At 66.8% G+C, this 21,360-nt stretch carries 13 protein-coding genes; 6 read left to right on the top strand and 7 right to left on the bottom strand.

Annotated features, from left to right (window positions below; all coding sequences use genetic code 11):
- Positions 1-37: 37 nt before the first annotated feature.
- A complete protein-coding gene (locus SM191_RS18020) occupies positions 38-1,015 on the bottom strand; it encodes a glutathione S-transferase family protein (RefSeq protein ID WP_341507401.1) in 978 nt (325 codons plus the stop codon).
- Between the two features lie 336 nt (positions 1,016-1,351).
- The gene (gene rnr / locus SM191_RS18015) at positions 1,352-3,550 is read right to left on the bottom strand and encodes a ribonuclease R (protein ID WP_341507400.1); all 2,199 of its coding nucleotides are present in this window, start codon (positions 3,548-3,550) and stop codon (positions 1,352-1,354) included.
- A gap of 164 nt (positions 3,551-3,714) precedes the next feature.
- On the opposite strand from rnr, the gene SM191_RS18010 reads away from it, so the two are divergent.
- Positions 3,715-6,177, top strand: coding sequence for a family 20 glycosylhydrolase (locus SM191_RS18010; RefSeq protein ID WP_341507399.1), 2,463 nt, complete (start codon positions 3,715-3,717; stop codon positions 6,175-6,177).
- On the opposite strand, the gene SM191_RS18005 is transcribed toward SM191_RS18010, so the two are convergent.
- Both SM191_RS18005 and SM191_RS18000 read right to left on the bottom strand, forming a co-directional pair.
- Positions 6,161-8,107 (bottom strand): beta-N-acetylglucosaminidase domain-containing protein, encoded by a 1,947-nt coding sequence (locus SM191_RS18005; protein WP_341507398.1) that lies wholly within the window; start codon positions 8,105-8,107, stop codon positions 6,161-6,163. The genes SM191_RS18010 and SM191_RS18005 overlap by 17 nt on opposite strands.
- 312 nt (positions 8,108-8,419) lie before the next feature.
- The gene (locus SM191_RS18000; RefSeq protein ID WP_341507397.1) at positions 8,420-10,204 is read right to left on the bottom strand and encodes an ABC transporter transmembrane domain-containing protein; all 1,785 of its coding nucleotides are present in this window, start codon (positions 10,202-10,204) and stop codon (positions 8,420-8,422) included.
- 208 nt (positions 10,205-10,412) lie between these two features.
- Between SM191_RS18000 and SM191_RS17995 the strand changes: the two genes are divergently transcribed.
- On the top strand, positions 10,413-11,630 hold the full coding sequence (locus SM191_RS17995) for a polyhydroxyalkanoate depolymerase (protein ID WP_341507396.1): 1,218 nt from the start codon (positions 10,413-10,415) through the stop codon (positions 11,628-11,630).
- 186 nt (positions 11,631-11,816) lie between these two features.
- Here SM191_RS17995 and SM191_RS17990 read toward each other — a convergent pair whose 3' ends face one another.
- On the bottom strand, positions 11,817-12,296 hold the full coding sequence (locus SM191_RS17990) for a pyridoxamine 5'-phosphate oxidase family protein (protein ID WP_341507395.1): 480 nt from the start codon (positions 12,294-12,296) through the stop codon (positions 11,817-11,819).
- A 568-nt stretch (positions 12,297-12,864) separates the two neighbouring features.
- Between SM191_RS17990 and SM191_RS17985 the strand changes: the two genes are divergently transcribed.
- Together SM191_RS17985 and SM191_RS17980 are read left to right on the top strand one after the other, a co-directional pair.
- Positions 12,865-15,795: an L-glutamate gamma-semialdehyde dehydrogenase gene (locus SM191_RS17985; protein ID WP_445949885.1), complete on the top strand. Its 2,931-nt coding sequence runs from the start codon at positions 12,865-12,867 to the stop codon at positions 15,793-15,795.
- Positions 15,796-15,843: 48 nt separating this feature from the next.
- Entirely contained in the window at positions 15,844-16,884 is a 1,041-nt protein-coding gene (locus tag SM191_RS17980; RefSeq protein WP_341507393.1) for a DUF2167 domain-containing protein, read from the top strand.
- Here the strand turns inward: SM191_RS17980 and SM191_RS17975 are convergent.
- Together SM191_RS17975 and SM191_RS17970 are read right to left on the bottom strand one after the other, a co-directional pair.
- On the bottom strand, positions 16,866-18,044 hold the full coding sequence (locus SM191_RS17975; RefSeq protein ID WP_341507392.1) for a mechanosensitive ion channel family protein: 1,179 nt from the start codon (positions 18,042-18,044) through the stop codon (positions 16,866-16,868). The two genes, SM191_RS17980 and SM191_RS17975, sit on opposite strands and share 19 nt — an antisense overlap.
- A 24-nt stretch (positions 18,045-18,068) precedes the next feature.
- The gene (locus SM191_RS17970) at positions 18,069-19,070 is read right to left on the bottom strand and encodes a DNA topoisomerase IB (protein WP_341507391.1); all 1,002 of its coding nucleotides are present in this window, start codon (positions 19,068-19,070) and stop codon (positions 18,069-18,071) included.
- Positions 19,071-19,191: 121 nt separating this feature from the next.
- On the opposite strand from SM191_RS17970, the gene SM191_RS17965 reads away from it, so the two are divergent.
- Positions 19,192-19,764: a type 1 glutamine amidotransferase domain-containing protein gene (locus SM191_RS17965; RefSeq protein ID WP_341507390.1), complete on the top strand. Its 573-nt coding sequence runs from the start codon at positions 19,192-19,194 to the stop codon at positions 19,762-19,764.
- Between the two features lie 231 nt (positions 19,765-19,995).
- Positions 19,996-20,922 carry a right-handed parallel beta-helix repeat-containing protein gene (locus SM191_RS17960; protein ID WP_341507389.1) on the top strand — a complete coding sequence of 309 codons (927 nt, stop codon included), beginning with the start codon at positions 19,996-19,998 and terminating at the stop codon, positions 20,920-20,922.
- Positions 20,923-21,360: the final 438 nt, after the last annotated feature.

Below are 21,360 nucleotides of genomic sequence, written 5' to 3'. Positions count from 1 at the left end.
CCTCCCCAAACCCCTCCCCCCTTGCGGGAGGAGGGGCTTAAGAATAAGAAGGCCGCACCAACCCGGCCCAGGGCAAATCCGGCCCGGCGGGCACGATCCCGGTCGGGTTCAGTTCCAGATGGCTGGCATAATAATGCGTCTTGATGTGATCCAGATGCACCGTGTCCGCGATCGCCGGAATGGCCAGCATCCGCTCCAGCAAGCCCTCCAGCGCCGGATAATCCTGCACCCGCCGGACATTGCATTTGAAATGGCCGTGATAGACGGCGTCGAAGCGGACAAGGGTGGTGAACAGCCGGATATCCGCCTCGGTCATCCGGTCGCCCACCAGCCATTCGCGACCCGTCAGCCGCTCGTCCAGCCGGTCGAGTTCGGCGAATAACGGGGCGACGGCTTCGTCATAGGCCGCCTGCGTCTTCGCGAAGCCGCATTTGTAGACGCCGTTGTTCACCCGGTCATAGGCGGCGGCGTTGACCGCATCGATCTCGTCGCGCAGGTCGGCGGGATAAAAATCCCCGTCCAGCGCGCCCAAGCCGTCGAACGCGGCGTTGAACATGCGGATGATCTCGGCGGATTCGTTGCTGACGATCGTGTCGCGCGCCTTGTCCCACAGGACCGGCACCGTGACCTTGCCGGTATAGCCCTCCCGCGCGCGGGCGTAGAGTTGCCACAGATAGTCTGATCCGTGGAGCGGATCGCCGGTGCCGCCCCGCTCCGTCGCGAAGGTCCAGCCATCGTCGCGCATCAGCGGATCGACCACCGACAGGTCGATCATCGACTCCAGCCCCTTGAGCGCCCGGACGATCATCGTGCGATGCGCCCAGGGGCAGGCATAGGAGACATAGAGGTGATAACGGCCCCCCTCGGCACGGTGGCCCGTCTGGCCGTCCGGGCCGGGCTCGCCGTCCGCCGTCACCCAGTCGCGGAAACCCGAATCGGGGCGCTGGAAGCTGCCCTTTTCGTCGGACTTGAACAGCCCTTCGGCGTGCCAGACGCCGTCCACCATATTGCCCATGCGCGCTCTCCTTTGGGAGGTTACGCATGGGGAAGGGGAGCGATCCCCCGCATTCCTCTCCTGCAAGGGGAGGGGGACCATGCGAAGCATGGTGGAGGGGTGTCCCCGCCAGCCGTGACACCCCTCCGTCAGCGCTTGCGCGCTACCGCCTCCCCTTGCCGGTTTCCTCCGCAAAACTCCCGCCAGCACCATCCCGGCGAAGGCCGGGATCCAGTTGCGGAACGATGATAAATGCCTCTCATCGCTTCCAAACTGGACCCCGGCCTCCGCCGGGGTGGTCGATGTTCATGGGCAGCGTCCCGACTTTCGCAGAGGAATCCTTGCAGGGGAGGAATATTAGCGCCGCTTGCCGTTGTGGCGGATGTTCGCGGGCCGCCCGCGCCGTTTCAGGACTCTGCGGGGCTCGGGAGCCGCACCCTTGCCGTCGGGGAGTTCGAAGCGCAGCGCGCCCGACACCGGGTTCGCCTCCGCCAGGCGCAGCGGCAGGCGCTGGCCCAGCTTGTAGATTTCGCGCGTCTTCTCGCCCAGCAACTGCTGCGACGCTTCGTCATAATGGAAATAGTCGCCGCCGAGATCGCGGATCGGCATCAGGCCATCGCCGCCCACGCCATCGACCGTGGCGAAGAAGCCGAAATTGGTGACGCCGGTGATCCGCGTCTCGACCACCTGCCCGACATGCTCGGACAGATATGCGGCGACATAGCGGTCGATGGTCTCGCGCTCGGCCTCCATCGCGCGGCGTTCATACTGGCTGATCGCGGTGCCCAGCCGCTCCATCTCCTCGCCCTCGGGCAGCAACCCGCCGTCACCCAGCTTGTACGCCCCCACCAGCGCGCGGTGGACGACCAGATCGGCATAGCGCCGGATCGGTGAGGTGAAATGCGCATAGGAGCCGAGCGACAGGCCGAAATGCCCCTGATTGACCGGTGCATAATAGGCTTGCGTCTGCGAGCGCAGGATCTGCTCCATCACCTGCGGGCGGAAATCGGCGTCGCCCACCTTGTCGACGATCCGGTTGAACGTCGCCGGACGGATCACCTGTCCCATCGCGAAGGGGATGTCGAAGGTTTCGAGATACTCTTTGAGCGCGACCAGCTTGGTGCGGCTGGGCACCTCGTGCACGCGGTACATGACGGGGGCCCTTTTCGCCTCCAGCGCCTTGGCGGCGGCGACATTGGCGGCGATCATGTAGTCCTCGATCAGCCGGTGCGCATCCAGCCGCGCGCGCGGCGCGACCGACAGGATGCGGCCATTCTGGTCGAGCACCACCCGCCGTTCGGGCAGGTCGAGGTCGAGCGGTTCGCGATCGTCGCGCGCCTTCGCCAGCGCGGCCCAGCAGTCCCAGAGCGGGCGCAGTGCCGTCTCGGTCAGCGGGTGCGGCAGTTCGCCGTCGATGGCGGCCTGCGCATCCTCATAGGCAATGTTCGCCGCCAGCCGCACGACCGCGCGGGTGAAGCGGAAGCCCTTGAGCTTGCCGTCCTTCGTCACCTGCAAATGACAGGCGAGCGCCGCGCGGTCCTCGCCCTCCTTCAGCGAACACACATCCGCCGACAGGATTTCGGGCAGCATCGGCACCACCCGGTCGGGGAAATAGACCGAATTGCCCCGCCGCCGCGCATCCTTGTCGATCGCCGAGCCGGGGCGGACATAGAAGCTGACATCCGCGATCGCGACGATGGCGCGCCAGCCTTCGGGATTGGCGGGATCGTCGTCGGGCGCGGCCCAGACCGCATCGTCATGGTCGCGCGCGTCGACCGGATCGATCGCGACGATCGGCAAATCGCGCAAATCCTCGCGGTCCTCGCCCAGCGGCTGGCGCGCGACGCGCTCGGCCTCCTCCAGCGTTTCGGGCTGGAAGCGGTCGGGGATTTCGAACTTGTGGATCGCGATCAGCGAGAAGCTGCGCGGGGCGAAGGGATCGCCCAGCCGCTCGACGACCTTCGCGGTGATGCGTGGCGGACGGCCCGCCTTCTCGGCCAGCACCAGATCGCCCGCTTCCGCGTCGCCGGTGTCGGAGACCAGCATCTCGCGCCGGTCCTTCTTGTCGACGCTGGTCAGCCAGAAGCGCCCGGCTTCCTCGCGCAACACGCCCAGCACCTGTTCGGAGGCGGGCGCGATCGTCTTCATGACATGCGCGATCCAGCCGCCGCCCGCTTCCTCGGTCCGCGCTAGCACCCGCTGGCCGATGCCGAGGCTCCCCCGCTTGCGCTCGCGGATGCGCAGCCGGGGGATGGGGATGCCATCGGCTTCCCAACGCTCGGGCTGGCCCCAGACATTGCCGCCATCATCGACATCGACGACACGCAGCACCGTCACCTTGGGCAGGCCGCCCATCTTGTGAAAGGCGCGGCCCGGCGCACTGTCGATCAGCCCTTCGTCGGCCATGTCCTTGAGCAGCGCCTTCAGCCCGATCTTACCTTGCGCCGACAGGCCGAAGGCGCGGGCGATCTCACGCTTGCCCGCCGGTTGCTCCGACTGTTCGATGAAGGTGAGGATTTGCTCACGGGTCGGCAGACCCGGTTGGGGTTTCTTCATGGACCTGAGATAGGGGGTGGCGAGGGCGGCGTCACCCCCGCTCTTCCGTTCCTCCCCGTGCCGGGGAGGATTGCGTCATGCGTCTTGTCATGGTCCAATGTAATACCAGTACGGCGTAGCGGGACGGGCATAAGATGATGACATTATGGGCTTCGGCCGCGATTATGGCGGTAACTCCCGCACAGGCCGATCTGGACCGGATGGCGGCGACCATGGGTTATCGCTACACCATCCTGACCAACCGCCCGGCGTCATGCCCGACCGCCACCCCGCGCTGTTTCGATGCCGATATCGCGATCACCATGCCCGACGCGGTGCCGGGCGTGCCGTTCGAGATCCGCTACAGCCTGGTCAATCCGGTCCTGAGGATCGACAGCGATCTGTTCGACAACCGGATGGTCAATGGCGACCTGAACATCCTGACGGTGAAGCCCGGCCAGAGCCTCAAGCCCGGCCAGACCTATCATATCAAACTGACGGCGGTGGGCGCGTTCTTCTCACGCAACCACATGATGCCCCATGCGATGCTGGCTGCGCCCGGACTGGTCCCACGCGTGATCGCCGCCACCCGGACGGGGACCGATGCCGAGACGGGACTGGAAACCTTGCCCTTCGTCGCGCCCATGACCGACGAAGCGGCACTCGCCCGCAGCGCGCCCGACGACCGGACCGTGTGGCGGACGCCCGAGCGCGCCTTCGCGCTTTATGCCGGGCGAGGCGCGGCCACGCCGGTCGATGTGGCGATCCTGCCCCGGCCCATGACGGTCGTGCGACCGGCAGGCGCGCCGGTCGACCTGTCCAAGGGGCTGCGTGTGACGATGCAGGGCTTTGCCCGCGCCGCCATTGCGCCCGCGCTGGCCGGATTGCCGATGGGCACGGTGCCGCTGACCATCCGCAAGCAGGCCGGGATCGCGCCCGAAGGCTATCGCCTGACGGTCGCCGACGGGCGGGTGACCATCATGGCGGCGGATGCGGCGGGGGCCTCCTATGCCCTTCGCTCGCTGACCCAGCAAATGGCGGGGGAGGGCCGCACCTTGCGCCCGCTGACCGTAGAGGATGCCCCGCGATACGGCTTCCGGGGGCTTCACATCGATCTCGCCCGCAATTTCCACGGCAAGGCCGAAATCCTGAAGCTGATCGAGCAGATGGCGGCCTATAAGCTCAACAGGTTGCATCTGCATCTGGGGGATGACGAGGGCTGGCGGTTGCAGATCGCCAGCCTGCCAGAACTGGCCGAGGTGGGCGCCTATCGCTGCGCCGACCTGTCCGAAAAGACCTGTCTCCAGCCGCAACTCGGCGCGGACCCGGCGCGGGACGCGGCCACCAACGGCTATCTGACCGCCGCCGATTATTCGGACATCCTGCACGCCGCCGCCGCGCGGCAGATCGAGGTGATCCCCTCCTTCGACATGCCGGGCCATTCGCGTGCGGCGATCCGGTCGATGGAGGTGCGCTATCAGCGGCTGATGGCCAAGGGCGACCGTGCGGGCGCGGAACGCTACCGGCTGGTCGAGCCGGGCGACACCACCCGCTATTCCAGCGTCCAGCATTATGACGACAACACGCTGAACGTCTGCATCGACAGCAGCTATCGTTTCATCGGCGCGGTGATCGACGCCATCGCCGCGCTTCACAAGGCGGCGGGGGTGCCGCTGACCACCTATCATATCGGCGCGGACGAGACGGCGGGGGCGTGGAAGGACTCGCCCGCCTGCAAGGTGACGATGGAGCGCGAAGGGCTCCAGCCCCAGCAATTGGGTGCGCGCTTTATCGAACGGGTGGCGGGCGATCTCGCCAGGCGCGGCATCGCGGTTGCGGGCTGGAGCGACGGGCTGGGCCATACCGACCCGGCGCGGATGCCGACCGCGGTCCAGACCAATATCTGGTCGGGCCTGCACGGCGGCGGCGTGGCGGAGGCGCATGGCCAGGCCAATCGCGGGTGGAAGACGGTGCTGTCGATCCCCGATCTGGGCTATTTCGACATGCCCTATGCCGCCGATCCGAACGAAACCGGCTATGACTGGGCATCGCGCGGGGTGGACAGTTTCCAGGTGTTCGGATTCATGCCGGGCAATCTGGCCGCCAATGCCGCGCTGATCCCCAATATCCTCGCCCAGCCCAAGCCGATCGCCGACACGGTGCCGCTGCAATCGGGACGTGCGATCGCGGGTATCCAGGCGCAATTGTGGAGCGAAACGGTCCGTCGTGACAGCCAGGTCGATTACATGCTCTTCCCCCGCCTGCTGGCGCTCGCCGAGCGGGCATGGCGCAAGCCGGAATGGGAGCCCGCCTATGTCGCGGGGGTGGGCTATATGCCGGGCGATGTGCGGGTGGATCACGCCCGGCTGCTGGCGGGCTGGCGCGATTTCGCGGGCCGCATGGGGGTACAGATGCGGATGCTCGACCGGGCGGGGGTGACCTATCGCCTCGCCCCGCCGGGCGCGCGGATCGTCGGCGGGACGCTGGAGGCGAACGCCGAATTCCCCGGTACACCGATCGAGTATCGGACCGGCGGCACCGCCTGGCGGCGCTATGACGGGCCGGTCGCGGTAATGGGGGCGGTGGATCTCCGCACCCGCACCCCCGATGGCCGCCGCGCCAGCCGGACGGTTACGGTTTCGCCGTAACCGCGATCAGGCCGGGCGCGTCGGCGATGAACCGGTCGAGCACGCCATCGGCGATCTTGATCGGCCCGTCGAAGCGCACCGCGCCGGGAATGCTCTGCACGGCGGTGGCCTGCGCTGCGATCCGCCCGGCATCGGCGAAATAGCGGCTCGCGGCTGGATTGCCCCGCTCGGCGGCGTCGAGCCCGGCGGCGGTCAGTCGCAGCGAGCGTCCCCAAAGCTGCATCGCATCCAGCCAGGGGCGCGACTGTTCGGCAAAGGCAGGATCGACCACGCCCGCGCGGATCGTATCGGGGGCGTCGGCGATGGCATCGGCCTTGCGGGTCAGTTCGGCGATGGCCTCGCGCCTTTCGGCTTCGTCACCATGGGCCAGCGCCTCCCGGACATGGTCGAGCAGCGCCTTCAACCGGGGTGCCTGTTCCTGCCAGGGCTGGCTGCCGAAGGTAGGGGCGAGATGCTGGGTGTCGAAGAGTTCGAGCAGCGCCGCCGTCGCCCGCGCATCGTCCCCCGCGAGATCGCGCGCCGCGAAATGCCAGGTGCGATCCGCGTCATAGCCCTTGTCGTTCCACCCGAAGGCCAACACTCCCGCCACCGCGACACGGCTGGGGGCTTCCTGGTTCATCGGATTGGACAATATGCCGGTCAACTCGGTCGACAGCCCCGCCTCGCGCCTGGCATAGGGGGCGAGCAGCAGCCGTCCGGCCGAACTGGCATAGTCGTTGACCGGATAATTGTCCCACAACAGCGTCTTGCGCCCGAACGCCTTGGTTGCCGCCTTGGCATCGGGGATTGAGATGGCGGGTGGCACGACGTCGGTGCCGGTCCACTGCACGACGATGCGCGGGTCGAGATTGGCGCGCAGCGCGGCCTTATAGGGGCTTTCCTTGGCGTCATAATATTCGGTCGGCACCATGATCAGCGGCTTCGCGGCGGGGTCGCGCTTTGCCAGATCGGCCTGCACCGCGTTCAACAGCTTGGACTGGGCGACCCCGGCGGCCTGTGCGCCAGAGGGGCCGAAGGCGGCCTTGTCCGCGTCGCAGTTCCACTTCTGATATTCGATATCGTCCAGCGCGACATAGAAGCTGTGCACGCCGATTCCGCGCAGCGCCTCGAACTTGCGGAGCAGCGTCTGCTCGTCCGCTGGATCGGAGAAGCAGATCGAGGGGCCGGGCGAGATCGCGTAGACGAAGTTCACATGATTGGTCCGCGCGGTGGCGACCAGTGTGCCCAGCGCCGACAGCGTCGCCGCCGGATAGGGCTCCCGCCACTTGTCGCGCGCATAGGGGTCGTCCTTGGGGCTGTAGACATAGGTGTTGGCCTTCATCTGCCCGAGGAAATTCAGATGCCTGGTCCGGTCCTCCATCGACCAGGGCTTGCCGTAAAAGCCCTCGATCGTGCCGCGCATCGGCATGGCGGGGTGGTCGCGGATCACCAGCGCGGGGATTTGTGGGCGGGCGACGAGCTGACGCAGCGTCTGGGCGGCGTGGAACAGGCCGTCGCCGTCATGCCCCGCCAGCGTGATCAGGCCGCCATGACCCGAAGCGAGAGCGGCAAGGGTATAGCCCTCTGCCTGATCGTCGGCGCTCGCTCCGCTGCGGGTCAGCGCGTCGCGGACGATCGCGGCCCCGTCCGGGCCGATGACGATGGTCGGGCGGTCGGGCGCGGCGGGGATGCGGCTGGCGGTTATGATCCCGGTCACGCCCGCCTTCACCAGAATGTCGCGGACGAGCGCGACCGTGGCGGGCTCGGTACCGGGCGCGGCGATCAGCACGACCGATCGGCCCAGCGTCACCGTGCCGTCGCCCAGCGTCAGGGCGGTAGGAGCGGGGAAGATCGCGGGCCGCGTCGCGGGCAGCGCCATCGCGGCGGGGGAAGCTCCGGCCAGTGCGACGGCGGCGATCAGGCTGCCCTTCCATTTGGCTACTCGCTGCATCACCCTCACTCCCGGTATTACAATGGTATTGTCGGAGCCTAGGGGAGTGGGGCCGGTGTCGCAAGCGGCTTTGATGATGGGGAAGTGGCGGGATTTCAGGGGGTTGGGAGAGGGTGTCCCCTGCGCTTCGACTTCGCTCAGCGCGAACGGAGGGCGGGGCGCAGGGACAGGGATAGGACGAGGAGGAAAGGCGGGACAATATCCAACGCCCCGTCCAGCCTGAGCGAAGTCGAAGGCCACGTCCCGCCGTCACCCCAAACCCCCCGCCTCCACAGGAGGATAGGGACCAGAAATGGTACTAAACCGGCCTCATCAATCATGGAATTGCAGGCTGGCCAATCGCGCATAGAGACCACCGCCCGCGATCAACGCCGCATGGCGCCCCTGTTCGACGATGCGCCCGCCATCCATCACCACGATCCGCTCCGCCGCGCGCACGGTCGCCAGCCGGTGCGCGATGACCAATGTCGTCCGGTGCGCCATCAGCCGTTCCAGCGCCTGCTGCACCAGTTGCTCGCTTTCGGCATCGAGCGCGCTCGTCGCTTCGTCCAGCAACAGGATCGGGGCATCGCGCAGCAGCGCGCGGGCGATGGTGATCCGCTGCCGCTGGCCACCCGACAGTCGCGCACCACCTTCGCCCAGGAACGTGTCCAGCCCTTGCGGCAAGGCGCGCAGGAAGTCGGCCGCATTGGCGGCCTCTGCCGCAGCCCAGAGTTCGTCGTCGCTCGCGTCCCACCGGCCATAGCGCAGATTGTCGCGCGCCGACGCGCCGAAGATCACCGTCTCCTGCGGCACCATGGCGATGCGCGCCCGGATCGCCGCCGGATCGGCATCTCGCAAATCCACGCCGTCGAGCGAGATCCGCCCTCCTTGAGGATCGTAGAAACGCTCCGCCAACTGGAACAGCGTCGATTTGCCCGCACCGGAGGGGCCGACCACCGCCACCGTCTCGCCGGGGCGAATGTCGAGCGAGAAGCCGTCGAGCGCCGCCACTTCGGGCCGGGTGGGGTAGTGGAACACCACGTCCTCGAACCGAAGCGCACCCATCGGCACGACCGGCAGAACGGCGGGGGCGGGGGGCGGCGCGATTTCGGGCTGTTCGGCGAGCAGTTCGGCCAGCCGCTGTGCCGCACCCGATGCGCGCAGGATATCGCCCCACACCTCGGTCAGCGCCTGGAACGAGCCCGCGACCAGCATCCCCGTCACGACGAACGCGGTCAGCGACCCGCCCGACAGTCGTCCGCTGGCGACGTCCGCCACCGCTTCCCACAGGAGCAGCGTCAGCCCGCCGAAGAACAGGCCGATCACCATCGCCGTCATCACCGCGCGGAGCAGGAAGCGCTTGCGCGATGTGGCGAAGCCGTTGCTGACCGCGAGTTCGAACCGCTCGGCCTCGCGCCGCTCCTGGCCGAACGCCTGCACGACCTTCATCGCGCCCAGCGTCTCGACGGCGGTCGATCCGATATCGGCCAGCCGATCCTGGCTGTCGCGCGAATAGCTGCGTACCTTCTTGCCGAGCAGCACGATGGGCAGCACGACCAGCGGGATGCAGACCAGCAGCGACAGGGTCAGCTTGGGCGACAGCGCGAAGAGATAGATCGTCCCGCCGATCCCGATCACCACGTTGCGCAGCGCGATCGAGACGGTCGAGCCGACCACCTGCTCGATGATCGCGGTGTCGGCGGTCAGGCGGCTGGCAATCTCCGAGGGGCGGTTCTCCTCGAAATAGCGGGGGGCGAGGCGGAGCAGATTGGCCTGCACCGCGACTCGGATGTCGGCGACGGTCCGCTCGCCCAGCCAGGACACGAAATAGAATCGGAACGCCGTGGCGATGGCGAGCGCCAGCACCACCGCCAGCAGCCCCTGAAAATAGGGGGCGATATTGTCCGTATCGACCGCGCGGCCGAAGCCGTGATCGATCACCTTCTGAAAGGTGCGCGGGATGAACAGCGTCGCCCCCGCCGCGACCAGCAGCGACAGCGCGGCGGCGGCCAGATGGGCCGGATATCGCAGCGTAAAGCGCCATACCATCTTGAGATTGCTCAACCGGCGGCTGGGCGGAATGGCGGGCTTGGGGGAAGCGGCGGATTTGGCCATGATCGCGCTCGCCTAGCAGCGTGCGGGCACGGGCTCAACGGCGCGCCGGCCCTGCACGCATCGTTCATGGGCATTCATGCGTTATCTTGGGGAAGGGATCACGGGCAATATGACGGGACGGCCATATTATGGTCATCTTGCGCAAACGGTTTCGTGATAGATGAGATGCGATCATGGCTCCGCTTCGGGGAGCGCGAGGGACTCGACGATGCTGTACGACGCCTATGAAATGCAACGCTCGATGCTGGCGGGGGCGAGCGCGCTGGCCAATTTCGGGGCGGGGCTGCTCCAGAACCCGGCCAATCCCTTCGCCTATTTCGGCGGCGGTGCGATCATGGGATCGGCGCTGGAGGTCTTCGCCCATGCCTCCGCCCCGCGCGGCAAGCCCGCTTTCGGCCTCCACACGACGATGATCGATGGCCGCGAGGTCGCGGTTCATGAGGAAATCGTGCTGCGCAAGCCGTTCGGCCAGTTGAAGCGCTTTCGCCGCGAGGGGGTGGCGGGCAGCCCCAAGCTGTTGATCGTCGCGCCGATGTCGGGCCATTACGCCACGCTGCTGCGCGGTACGGTCGAGCGGATGCTGCCGACCTGCGAAGTCTATATCACCGACTGGCGCGACGCCAAGCTGGTCCCGCTGTCGGACGGGCGTTTCGACTTCGACGATTATGTCGACTACATCATCGACTTCCTTACCGAAATCGGGCCGAACGCCCATGCGCTGGCGGTGTGCCAGCCTTCGGTGCCCTGCTATGTCGCGGCTTGCGTGATGAGCGCGGACAAGCATCCCTGCATCCCGCGCACCCTGACCCTGATGGGGGGGCCCGTCGACACGCGCGAGGCGCCGACCGCGGTCAACCTGCTGGCGACCGAGCGGCCCCATGCCTGGTTCGAGCAGAATGCGATCGCGACCGTGCCGATGACCTATCCGGGCGCGGGGCGGCGGGTCTATCCGGGCTTTCTGCAACTCGCCGGATTCATGTCGATGAATCTCGGCAACCACATGATTTCGCACTGGGAAATGTTCAAGCATCTGGTCCAGGGCGACGACGAGAGCGCCGAGGCGACCAAGCGCTTCTACGACGAATATCGCGCGGTGTGCGACATGACGGCGGAATTCTATCTCCAGACCGTCGAACTGGTGTTCCAGCGCCATGCGCTGCCCAAGGGCGAGATGCTGCACCGTGGCAAGCCGGTCGATCCGGGTGCGATCACCGATATCGGCATCCTGGCGATCGAGGGCGAGCGGGACGATATCTCCGGCCTGGGCCAGACGCGTGCGGCGCTGACACTGGCGACCCATCTCCCAGACGCGAAGAAGCGCTATTACATGGCCGATAATGTCGGCCATTACGGTATCTTCAACGGCTCCAAATGGCGCAATCGCATCGCGCCGGTGGTGGAGGAATGGATCAAGGCAAACGCCTGATCCCCAACCCCCCAACCCCGTTCAGCCTGAGCGTAGTCGAAGGCCACGGGACTCGATCCGCCAAGCGCCCTTGCCAAGTGGATTCCCTTGGCTTTCGACTTCGCTCAGGCTGAACGGGGGGCAGGTAACGAAAACGCCCGGAAGCTGCCTGGCCTCCGGGCGTTTCGTTTGCGCGGCAAGCGCGGGTTACGCGACCGAGTGGACCACCGCATGGCTGGACGACTCATCCGATCGGATGGTTCCGCCGAACAGCATCTTTACCCGGCCCGACAGCGAGATGTCGGTTTCCCACAACTCGGCCGAATGGATGTCGAAGCGCAGCAGCGTCAGGTTCGGGTCCGACTTGCCCTGCGGGAACCAGGCCTCGACCTGCTTATTCCACAGCTTGTCGATCTGCGCCGGATCATTGTCCTTCGACACATGGCCCGACAGGCAGGCGAAGAAGTCATGTCCCTTGCCGACGAACTGCGCCATCGCCTGACCACCGCCGGCGATCCGGTTGTCGCGACCGGCGAAGAAGAACAGCGTGTTGGGCTGATCGTCGTCGATCTGCGCGGTCATCGGTTCGGAATGCTGGCCATCGTTCAGGCCGATCATCACGAACGGGCTGTCCTTCAGCTTGTCGAGGAACTTGGCGGCGATTTCCTGGGGGCTGTCATCGGCCATCTTGGCTCTCCTGTCCTTGAGGGTTTGGCGGGAGAACGATGCGGAGGCAGGGATGGTTGCGGGAAAGGACGCGAGACTTTCCCGCTGACAAACGGCGCGCATCTTGAAAGAAGGTTGGCGACGGCAATTCCGCCGTCATTCACAGAAAGGACCACGGATGTCCGTAGCCGATCTGTGCCTGATCCTGGGCGTCGTCATCGCCTTCGCGACTTTGGTCGTGAAGATCGTTGAGGTTCGCAACAGGTAAGGTGCCCGGCGGGGCTCGGGTAGCCGTCTGAGCCCCAAAGGATTTGAGCCCCGGTCGTAGCCGCGACCGGGGCTCTACAGAAAGGCGGATGTCCTTCGCCTGCGATTCATATACGCCAGGATCATCAAAATTTCAATTCCGATGGGAATGGCGAACCGTGCGCCGCATCGTATCAAACGATACCCATTCCCCGGATTTCCCGCTAAGCGCTGGTCCATCACAGCCTAGCCATGCGGCCCTAAAGCGCGTCAACCGCGCCGGGTCGCTCGACCGGAACTTGGACCTATGACCTCTGCCGTAACCGCCGACGCGCGCAAGACCATGAAATCGCTGTATCGCGCGCCCGAACCCGATGTCCTGAAGCCGCTGCTCGACCGCGCCGCCGCGACCCCGGAAGCGCGCGAGCGGATCATGGGCCATGCCTCGGGTCTGCTGGCCGATCTGCGGGCGGCGCAGAATCGCGGCTGGGTGAACCAGTTCCTTCAAGAGTATCGCCTCAACTCGTCCGAGGGCGTGGCGCTCCTCAGTCTCGCCGAAGCGTTCCTGCGCGTCCCCGATCCTGAGACCGCCGATCTCCTCATCGCCGACAAGCTGGGCGAGGCGGACTGGCGCGCGCATACCGGGCGGTCGGCGTCGAAGCTGGTCAACTCCGCCACCTGGGGGCTGGTCGTCGGCCGCGCGCTGGTGGGCGAGGGCGAGGCGGGGCCGCTCAAGCGGCTGCTGTCGCGCGCGGGCGAGCCGTTCGTCCGCCAGGCGGTCGGGGCCGCGATGCGGATGATGGGCGAGATCTTCGTGATGGGTCGCACCATCGAGGAAGCCATGCGCCGCATGAAGAAGCCCGAGAACAAGGGCTTCACCGCCAGCTTCGACATGCTGGGCGAGGCGGCGCGGACGCATGAGGATGCCGAGCGCTATTTCCAGGCCTATGTGAAGGCGATCGATGCGGTGGGGTCGGACCCGGCGGCGGGCCATTCGGTGTCGGTCAAGCTGTCGGCGCTCCACCCGCGCTACGAACTGCCGCGCGCCTATGAGTGCGTCCCCGCGCTGACCGACATCCTGGCGCAACTGGCGCGGCAGGCGGCGGACAAGGGCATTGCCCTGACCGTCGATGCCGAGGAGTCCGAGCGGCTGGAGATGAGCCTCGACATTATCGGCGGCGTCGCGGCGCTACCCGCGCTCAAAGGCTGGGACGGGTTCGGCATGGCGGTGCAGGCCTATGGCAAGCGCGCGCGCTCGGTCATCGCCTGGGCGAACGGGCTCGACCGGATCATGAACGTCCGTCTGGTCAAGGGTGCCTATTGGGACAGCGAGATCAAGCGCACCCAGGTCGAGGGCCTTAACGATTATCCGCTCTTCACCCGCAAGGCGGCGACCGACGTGTCCTATCTGGCGGTCGCCAAGGACATGCTGGCGGCCGAGAATATCCGCCCCGCCTTTGCCAGCCACAATGCGCTGACCGTTGCGACCATTTTGGAATGGGCGGGCAATTCCCACGACTTCGAGTTCCAGCGGCTGCACGGCATGGGCGACGGTCTGTACGAGCGGCTGGTGCGCGAGCATGGCCATAAGTGCCGCATCTATGCCCCGGTCGGCGGGCACCGCGACCTGCTGGCCTATCTGGTCCGGCGGCTGCTGGAGAATGGCGCGAACTCCAGCTTCGTCCACCAGTTGGCCGATGCACGGCTGACCGAGGCCGAGATCCTCGCCGATCCGGTCGCCAAGATCGCCGCCGTGGGCGGGGCGCGGCACCCGAGCATTCCGCTGCCCATCGACCTGTTCGCGCCGGGGCATCGCAACTCGACCGGCATCGACCTCAGCGACATCGCGACGCTCGATGCGACGGTGAAGGCGGTGGCCGCCCCCGCCGTGAAGCCGGTGCCTGTGACGGCGGATGTGTCCGCACTGGTTGAGCGTGCCCATGCGGCCTTCCCGGCGTGGAACGCGACGCCGCTCGACACCCGTGCCGCCGTGCTGGAGAAGCTGGCCGACCTGTTGGAGCAGGACCGCGAGCGGCTGATGGCGATTCTGGTGCAGGAGGCGTTCAAGACCATCCCCGACGCGATCGGCGAAGTCCGCGAGGCCGCCGATTTCTGCCGTTATTATGCGCAACAGGCGCGCGCGCGGCTCGGTTCGGTCGAACTGCCTGGACCGACGGGCGAGCGCAACACGCTGCACCTCGAAGGGCGCGGCGTCTGGGCGACGGTGGCGCCGTGGAACTTCCCGCTGGCGATCTTCCTGGGCCAGACGGTCGCGGCGCTCGTCACCGGCAATACCGTCGTCGCCAAGCCCGCACCGCAGACGCCCGCCATCGCACAGGCAGCGGTCGAGCTGGCGTACCGCGCGGGCGTGCCGCGTGACGCGCTGCTGCTCGCGGTCGGCGGGCCGGAGGTGGGCCAGGAACTGACCGAGGATCACCGGATCGCGGGCGTCGCCTTCACCGGATCGACCGCCACCGCCAAGCGAATCGCGCGGACGCTGGTGGCGGATGACGACCGTCCGATCGTGCCGCTGATCGCCGAGACGGGCGGCATCAACGCGATGATCGTCGATTCGACCGCGCTGCCCGAACAGGTGGTGGCGGACGTCATCACCTCGTCCTTCCGCTCGGCGGGGCAGCGTTGCTCGGCGCTGCGGCTATTGCTGGTGCAGGCGGATGTCGCCGACAATGTCATCGAAATGCTGAAGGGCGCGATGGAGACGCTGGTGCTGGGGGCCACCGGCAACCCGGCGACCGATGTCGGCCCGGTGATCGACCGTGCGGCCTATGACAAGCTCATGGCGTACCGCGCGGCGATGGCGGGCAAAACCATCAAGACGCTCGACGCGCCTGCCGAGGGCCTGTTCGTGCCGCCGACGCTGATCCGGCTCGACCGCGTCGAGGATCTGAACCAGGAATGGTTCGGTCCGATCCTGCACGTTGCGACCTGGGAAGCGGGGACGCTGTCCGAGACGATCGCGAAGGTGAATGCCAAGGGTTACGGCCTGACCATGGGCCTGCACAGCCGTATCGCCCGCGCGGGTGAAGTCGCGGAGAGCGAGGCGGCGGTCGGCAACCTCTATATCAACCGCTCGATGATCGGCGCGGTGGTGGGCAGTCAGCCTTTCGGGGGCGAAGGCCTGTCGGGCACCGGGCCCAAGGCGGGCGGGCCGCATTACCTCTACCGATTCTGCGCGGAACGGGCGGTGTCGGTGGACACGACGTCGGCGGGTGGCAATGCCACGCTGTTGTCGCTGGACGAAGGCGGGATCTGACGATTATCCTTCCTCGTCCGCCACGGGAGGGCGGGCGAGGGGGGAATGATGAATTTGCGGGGAACGCGCGCCATTGCGGTGGCGCTGATGCTGACGGTCGGGTGCTGGTCGGGCGGGGCCATCGCCGCCGATCCGACACCGACGGCGAACAATGCCGAGGCGCAGATCCGCGCCTTCGAACAGGGGCTGCACAAGCAGACCGGCGATGTGGTGATCGGCCCGGCCAAGGCGACGCTGCATCTGGGCGACCGTTATTATTTCCTGCCCGCCGAAGATGCGAAGAAGGTGCTGACCCAGATTTGGGGCAACCCGGCCGATGCGGTCAGCGATGTGCTGGGTCTCGTCCTGCCGACCGGGACCACGGCGTCGGACAATGTCTGGGGCGCGGTGGTGACCTATGAGGACACCGGCTATGTCAGCGACAAGGACGCGCACGAGCAGGATTACGACAAGGTCCTGTCCGACATGCGCGAGGGTGCGGCGGAACGGAATGAGGAGCGCCGGAAGCAGGGCTTTCCGACGGTCCAGATCGTCGGCTGGGCGCAGCCGCCCTCCTATAATGCGCAGGACCATTCGCTGGTCTGGGCACGGCAGCTGAAGTTCGACGACAGCAAGGGGCCGGATTCGCTCAACTACGACGTGCGGTTGCTCGGGCGACGCGGGGTGCTGAGCCTCAACATGGTGTCCGACATGGCGCATCTGGACGAAGTACGCGCGGCGGCGGCGCAATTCGGTCGCGCGGCCAGCTTTGACCGGGGCGAGACCTATGCCGATTACGACGCCTCGACCGACAAGACCGCCGAATATGGCCTGGCGGGGCTGGTCGCGGCGGGCGCGGGCGTGGCGGCGGCCAAGAAGCTGGGCCTGCTCGCCATCATGCTGGGCTTCGGCAAGAAGTTCATCGCGCTGATCGTCGTGGCCGGGCTGGCCGTGGTCCGCTGGGGCAAGCGCCTGCTGGGTCGCAAGGATGCGGAGCCGGACGTCGAGGCGGAGCCCGCTTATGCGACCGAGCCCGAGCATGGGGTGGAACCCGTACCGGTCGCGCCTGCGGAGCCCAAGCCCGCCGGGGATCAGCCCCCGGCGGTGTGATGCACCTCGACGGGCTGGACCTGGGGATAGGGCATCACCAGCGTCCCGTCCGGCGCGGCGGTGAAGGTCGTCTGCGTCGGATAGGGAATGGAAATCCCCTCCGCCGCGAAGCGCTTCATCAGTGTCACCAGCACCCGGTTGCGCAGGTCGTGCGCGGTGGCCCAGTCGTCGCCGGGCACGTCGAATTGCAGCGCGAAGTCCAGGCTCGACGCGCCGAAATTCTCGAACCCGGCGCGCGCGACCTTGCCGCCTTCGCCCTCGACGATGTCCGTCAGCAGTTGCGGCACGCGCGCCAGCGTGTCGGGCGGGGTTTCGTAGGCGACGCCGATCATGAACGACAGGCGGACATGGTCGCGCACCGTCGTGTTCTGGATTTCCTTGTCGAGCAGTTGGCGGTTGGAGATGATCCGAAGCTCGCCGGTAAAGGCGCGGATGCGGGTGGATTTCAGGCCGATCGCCTCGATCACGCCGCTGGTGGTGCCATAGCTGATTTTGTCCCCGCGCCGGAACGGCCGGTCGAAGATGATGGCGAGCGCGGCGAACAGGTCGCCGAAGATGCCCTGCGCCGCCAGACCGATGGCGATGCCGCCGACGCCCAGACCGGCGACCAGGCCGGTGACGTTGACGCCCAGATTGTCGAGCACCACGACCAGCGCGATGGCGAACAGCACCGCCGTCACCAGTAGCCGGATCAGCCCCATGGCGGAGAGCAGCGCCTCGCCCGAATAATGCTCTGACTGGGTGCGGTGCTCGATGGTGCCGAGGATCAGTTCGCGCGCCCAGATCGCCGCCTGGAAGACACTGGCGACGGTGAACAGGAAGCTGATCGTCTTGGCGACTTCGCCCGGCGCGCCCGCATATCCCGACACGAGCTGCGCGGCGAGCGTGACGATGAAGAACATGTTGGTCCGCGCGATCGCATGGCCCAGGATCACGCCCCAGCCGCCCGCGAAACCCGGACGGCTGCAAAGCCTGTCGCCCAGCTTGCGCACCCAGAGCAGCGCCAGCACGATGACCGCGCCGAAGCCGATCGCGATCAGCACCTTGAGCCAGTAATCTTGCACCCATTGATAGGTCGCGTTGACGATGCTTTCCACCTGATTGGGGATGCGTGAGCCGTCGAAGATCGGTGCCGCGGGCGAGGTATTGCTCGTCGCCATGGGGACTCCTGAATGGATGGGCGGTCAGGCCGCCTTGCTGGCCGGGGTTCCGGCTTCGAGAAACGCGATCAGCCCGCATTCGACGCGGGACAGCCCGGCACGGGCACGCGGCAGGCGGAGAGCCTGGCGGAAATCGGCCTGCCCCTCCTTCACCAGCGCGATCAGCGAGGGGTGGACATAGGATTTGCGCGCGATGGCGGGGGTGTTGCCCAGCTTCTCCACGACGGGCTCCAGCATCGCCTTCAGGCTGAGGTCCGCCTCGGCCAGCGCCAGCGCCTCGAACGCGGCGACGCTGGCGGCCCAGGTACGGAAATGCTTGGCGGTGAAGTCGCAGCCGGTCGCCTCGCGGATATAGCAATTCACGTCGGAGGAGGTGACCGGATTGGCCTCGCCCTCCTCGTCCACCCAGGCGAAGAGATGCTGTTCGTCCAGATCCTGGCACCGCTTGACGAAGCTGGCCAGCGAGCGATCGGTCAGGGTCATGTCGCGCATCTTGCCCGACTTGCCCCGGTAGCGGAGACGCAGGGTGGCGCCCTTCACCTGCCCGTGGCGCTTGCGCAGGGTGGTCGCGCCGAAACTCTTGTTGGTCGCGGCATAGGCCTCGTTCCCGACGCGGATATGGCCGTTGTCGAGCAGCCGGACGACGGCGGCGACCGCGCGTTCCTTGCACAGCCCGCGCTTCTTCAGATCCGCCTCGACGCGCTTGCGGAGCCGGGGCAGCGCGTGGCCGAACGCGGCGCAGCGTTCATATTTGGCCGCTTCCTGCGCCTCGCGAAAATCGGCGTGATAGCGATATTGCTTGCGGCCCTTCTCGTCCCAGCCGACCGCCTGGATATGGCCATTGGCGCGCGGGCAGAACCAAGCGTCCTTATAGGCAGGGGGCAGGCCGATGCGATTCAGCCGGTCGATTTCGTCGCGGTCGGTGATCCGCTCGCCCTTGGGGCTCCAATAGGCCCAATGCCCGCGGACCTTGGTCCGGGTGATGCCGGGCTTGCTGTCATCGCAATAGACTAAACGGGTCGCCATCGCTCTCTCTCGGGTCACCTTTGCAAATGCGCCGCCGGTCGCTTCGTTCCGGAACGGCCGATGCGGTCGCGGGTTCTGGAGGAGCCTTTCCCCCGAGGCGTTTCCCGACAGGAGTTTTCCCATGGCCGATCTTTCCCAGGCACGTGTCCTGATGCTCGCCGCCGATGGTTTCGAGACCGTCGAACTGTTCAAGCCCCGCCAGGCACTGGAGGAAGCGGGCGCGACGGTGACGCTCGCCTCGCTCAAGTCCGATCCGATTCAGGGCATGGAAGGCGACATCAACAAGGCCGAAACCGCGACGCCGGACCTGACCGTCGATGAGGTCGACACCGATGATTACGACGCGCTGGTCATTCCCGGCGGCACCTGCAACCCCGACAAGCTGCGCCTGAACGAGCGCGCGGTCGAGATCGTCACCGAGTTCATGGAGGACGACAAGATCGTCGCCGCCATCTGCCACGGCCCCTGGTTGCTCGCCGAGGCGGACGTGATCGATGGCCGCCGCCTGACCAGCTATCCCTCGATCCGCACCGACCTGTCCAATGCCGGCGCGGACGTGGTGGACGAAGAGGTCGTGGTCGACGGCAACCTGATCACCAGCCGCAATCCGGACGACATCCCCGCCTTCAACCAGGCGATCCTGACCGCGCTGGAAGAGGAACTGGCCGACGAAGACGAAACCGAGGAAGCCTGACACCCAAATCCTCCCCAAGCTTGCTTGGGGAGGGGGACCGCCGCGAAGCGGTGGTGGAGGGGCGCGACGGACCGCCCATGCCCCTCCACCACGCCCTGCGGGCGCGGTCCCCCTCCCCATCGGAGATGGGGAGGATTGGGCTTCATCCCGCGACGGGACACAGCCGGGCGTCGCATCGCTGCCCAAGGCGTGGCAGGATGCGGCGCCCGCTTGTTATTTCAGGATATGTCGATGCGTCTGCTTCCGTTGCTGCTGATCGGTCTGACCTCCGGCGTCGCGCTGGCTCAGGGAAGCGCGCAGCCCTTCACGGTCGGCGGGCGCGGCTTTCCGACGCTCCAGGCGGCGGTCGCGGCGATCGGCGATGGCGATGGCACCATCCGGATCGCACCGGGCACCTACCGCGAATGCGCGGTGCAGGGGGCGGGGCGCATCGCCTATGTCGCCGCCGAACCGGGCAAGGTGATCTTCACCCGGATCGCCTGCGAGGGGAAGGCGGCGCTGGTCCTGCGAGGGCGGGGCGCGACGGTCGAGGGCATCGTGTTCAGTCATATCGAGGTCGGTGACGGCAATGGTGCGGGCATTCGGATCGAAAAGGGGCCGCTGACGGTCAGCAACGCGATGTTCCTCGACAGCCAGTCGGGCATATTGTCCGCCGAGGACCCGAACGGCACCGTGGTTGTCGATCATTCGACCTTTTCCGGACTGGGCAACGATCCCACCGGCAATGGCGCGCATGGCATCTATCTGGGCCGTTACAAGAGCTTGCGCGTCACCGCCTGCCGGTTCGAGCGGGGGCAGGGCGGCCATTATGTCAAGACCCGCGCGCCCTATGTCGAGGTGCTGGACAGCAGCTTCGACGATAGTCACGGCCACGCGACCAACTACATGATCGACCTGTCCAACGGCGCAAAGGGGCGCATCGCGGGCAACGAGTTCGTCTTCGGCCGTGACAAGGACAATCATTCGACCCTGATCACCGTCGCGCCGGAGGGGGCGAAGAACGACTCGTCCGGCCTGGTGGTCGAGAACAACCGCGCGCGGCTGGCGCCCGGCGTGGATTTCAAGCCGGTCTTCGTCGGCAATTGGTCGGGCGAGCCGCTGGTGATCCGGGGCAATATCCTGGGTACCGGGATCACGCCGACGGCGCGGCGATTCTAGGGCGGGATGCCGACGTTTTTTTGCGCGCAGAGGCGCGGAGGACGCAGAGAAGTCAGGATGAATCGTCGGATGGCGAAAGCGGACTGCCGTCGCCTCGGGCTCTACCTCTCTGCGTCCTCCGCGCCTCCGCGCGAACACATTCTTCGCGTCTTCGCGTGAAATGAAGGTCGATCGCCCCAGGGTTTCTGACGACCTAAGGCATCCATTTCTCCCCTGCACGGGGAGAAGAACCGTGCCGAGCACGGTCGAGGAGGCGCCGGTCGTTAGAGCAGCCCACCCTCGCCGACGGGGACACCCCTCCGTCAGGGCTTCGCCCTGCCACCTCCCCTTAAAGGATTTCTCTGCGAAACGGCTGGCAATGAGGATGGTTGAGTGATTCACTGTGCGGGCAGGAGGGCATGGTGATGGTCGAGCAGCGATCGCTGGTGGAAGCGTTGA

The sequence above is a fragment of the Sphingomonas sp. 2378 genome, from assembly GCF_038084995.1.
Classification (GTDB): Bacteria; Pseudomonadota; Alphaproteobacteria; order Sphingomonadales; family Sphingomonadaceae; genus Sphingomonas.
The sequence above is the reverse complement of the archived record's forward strand: the minus strand, read 5'-3'. Positions and strand labels throughout refer to the sequence as shown.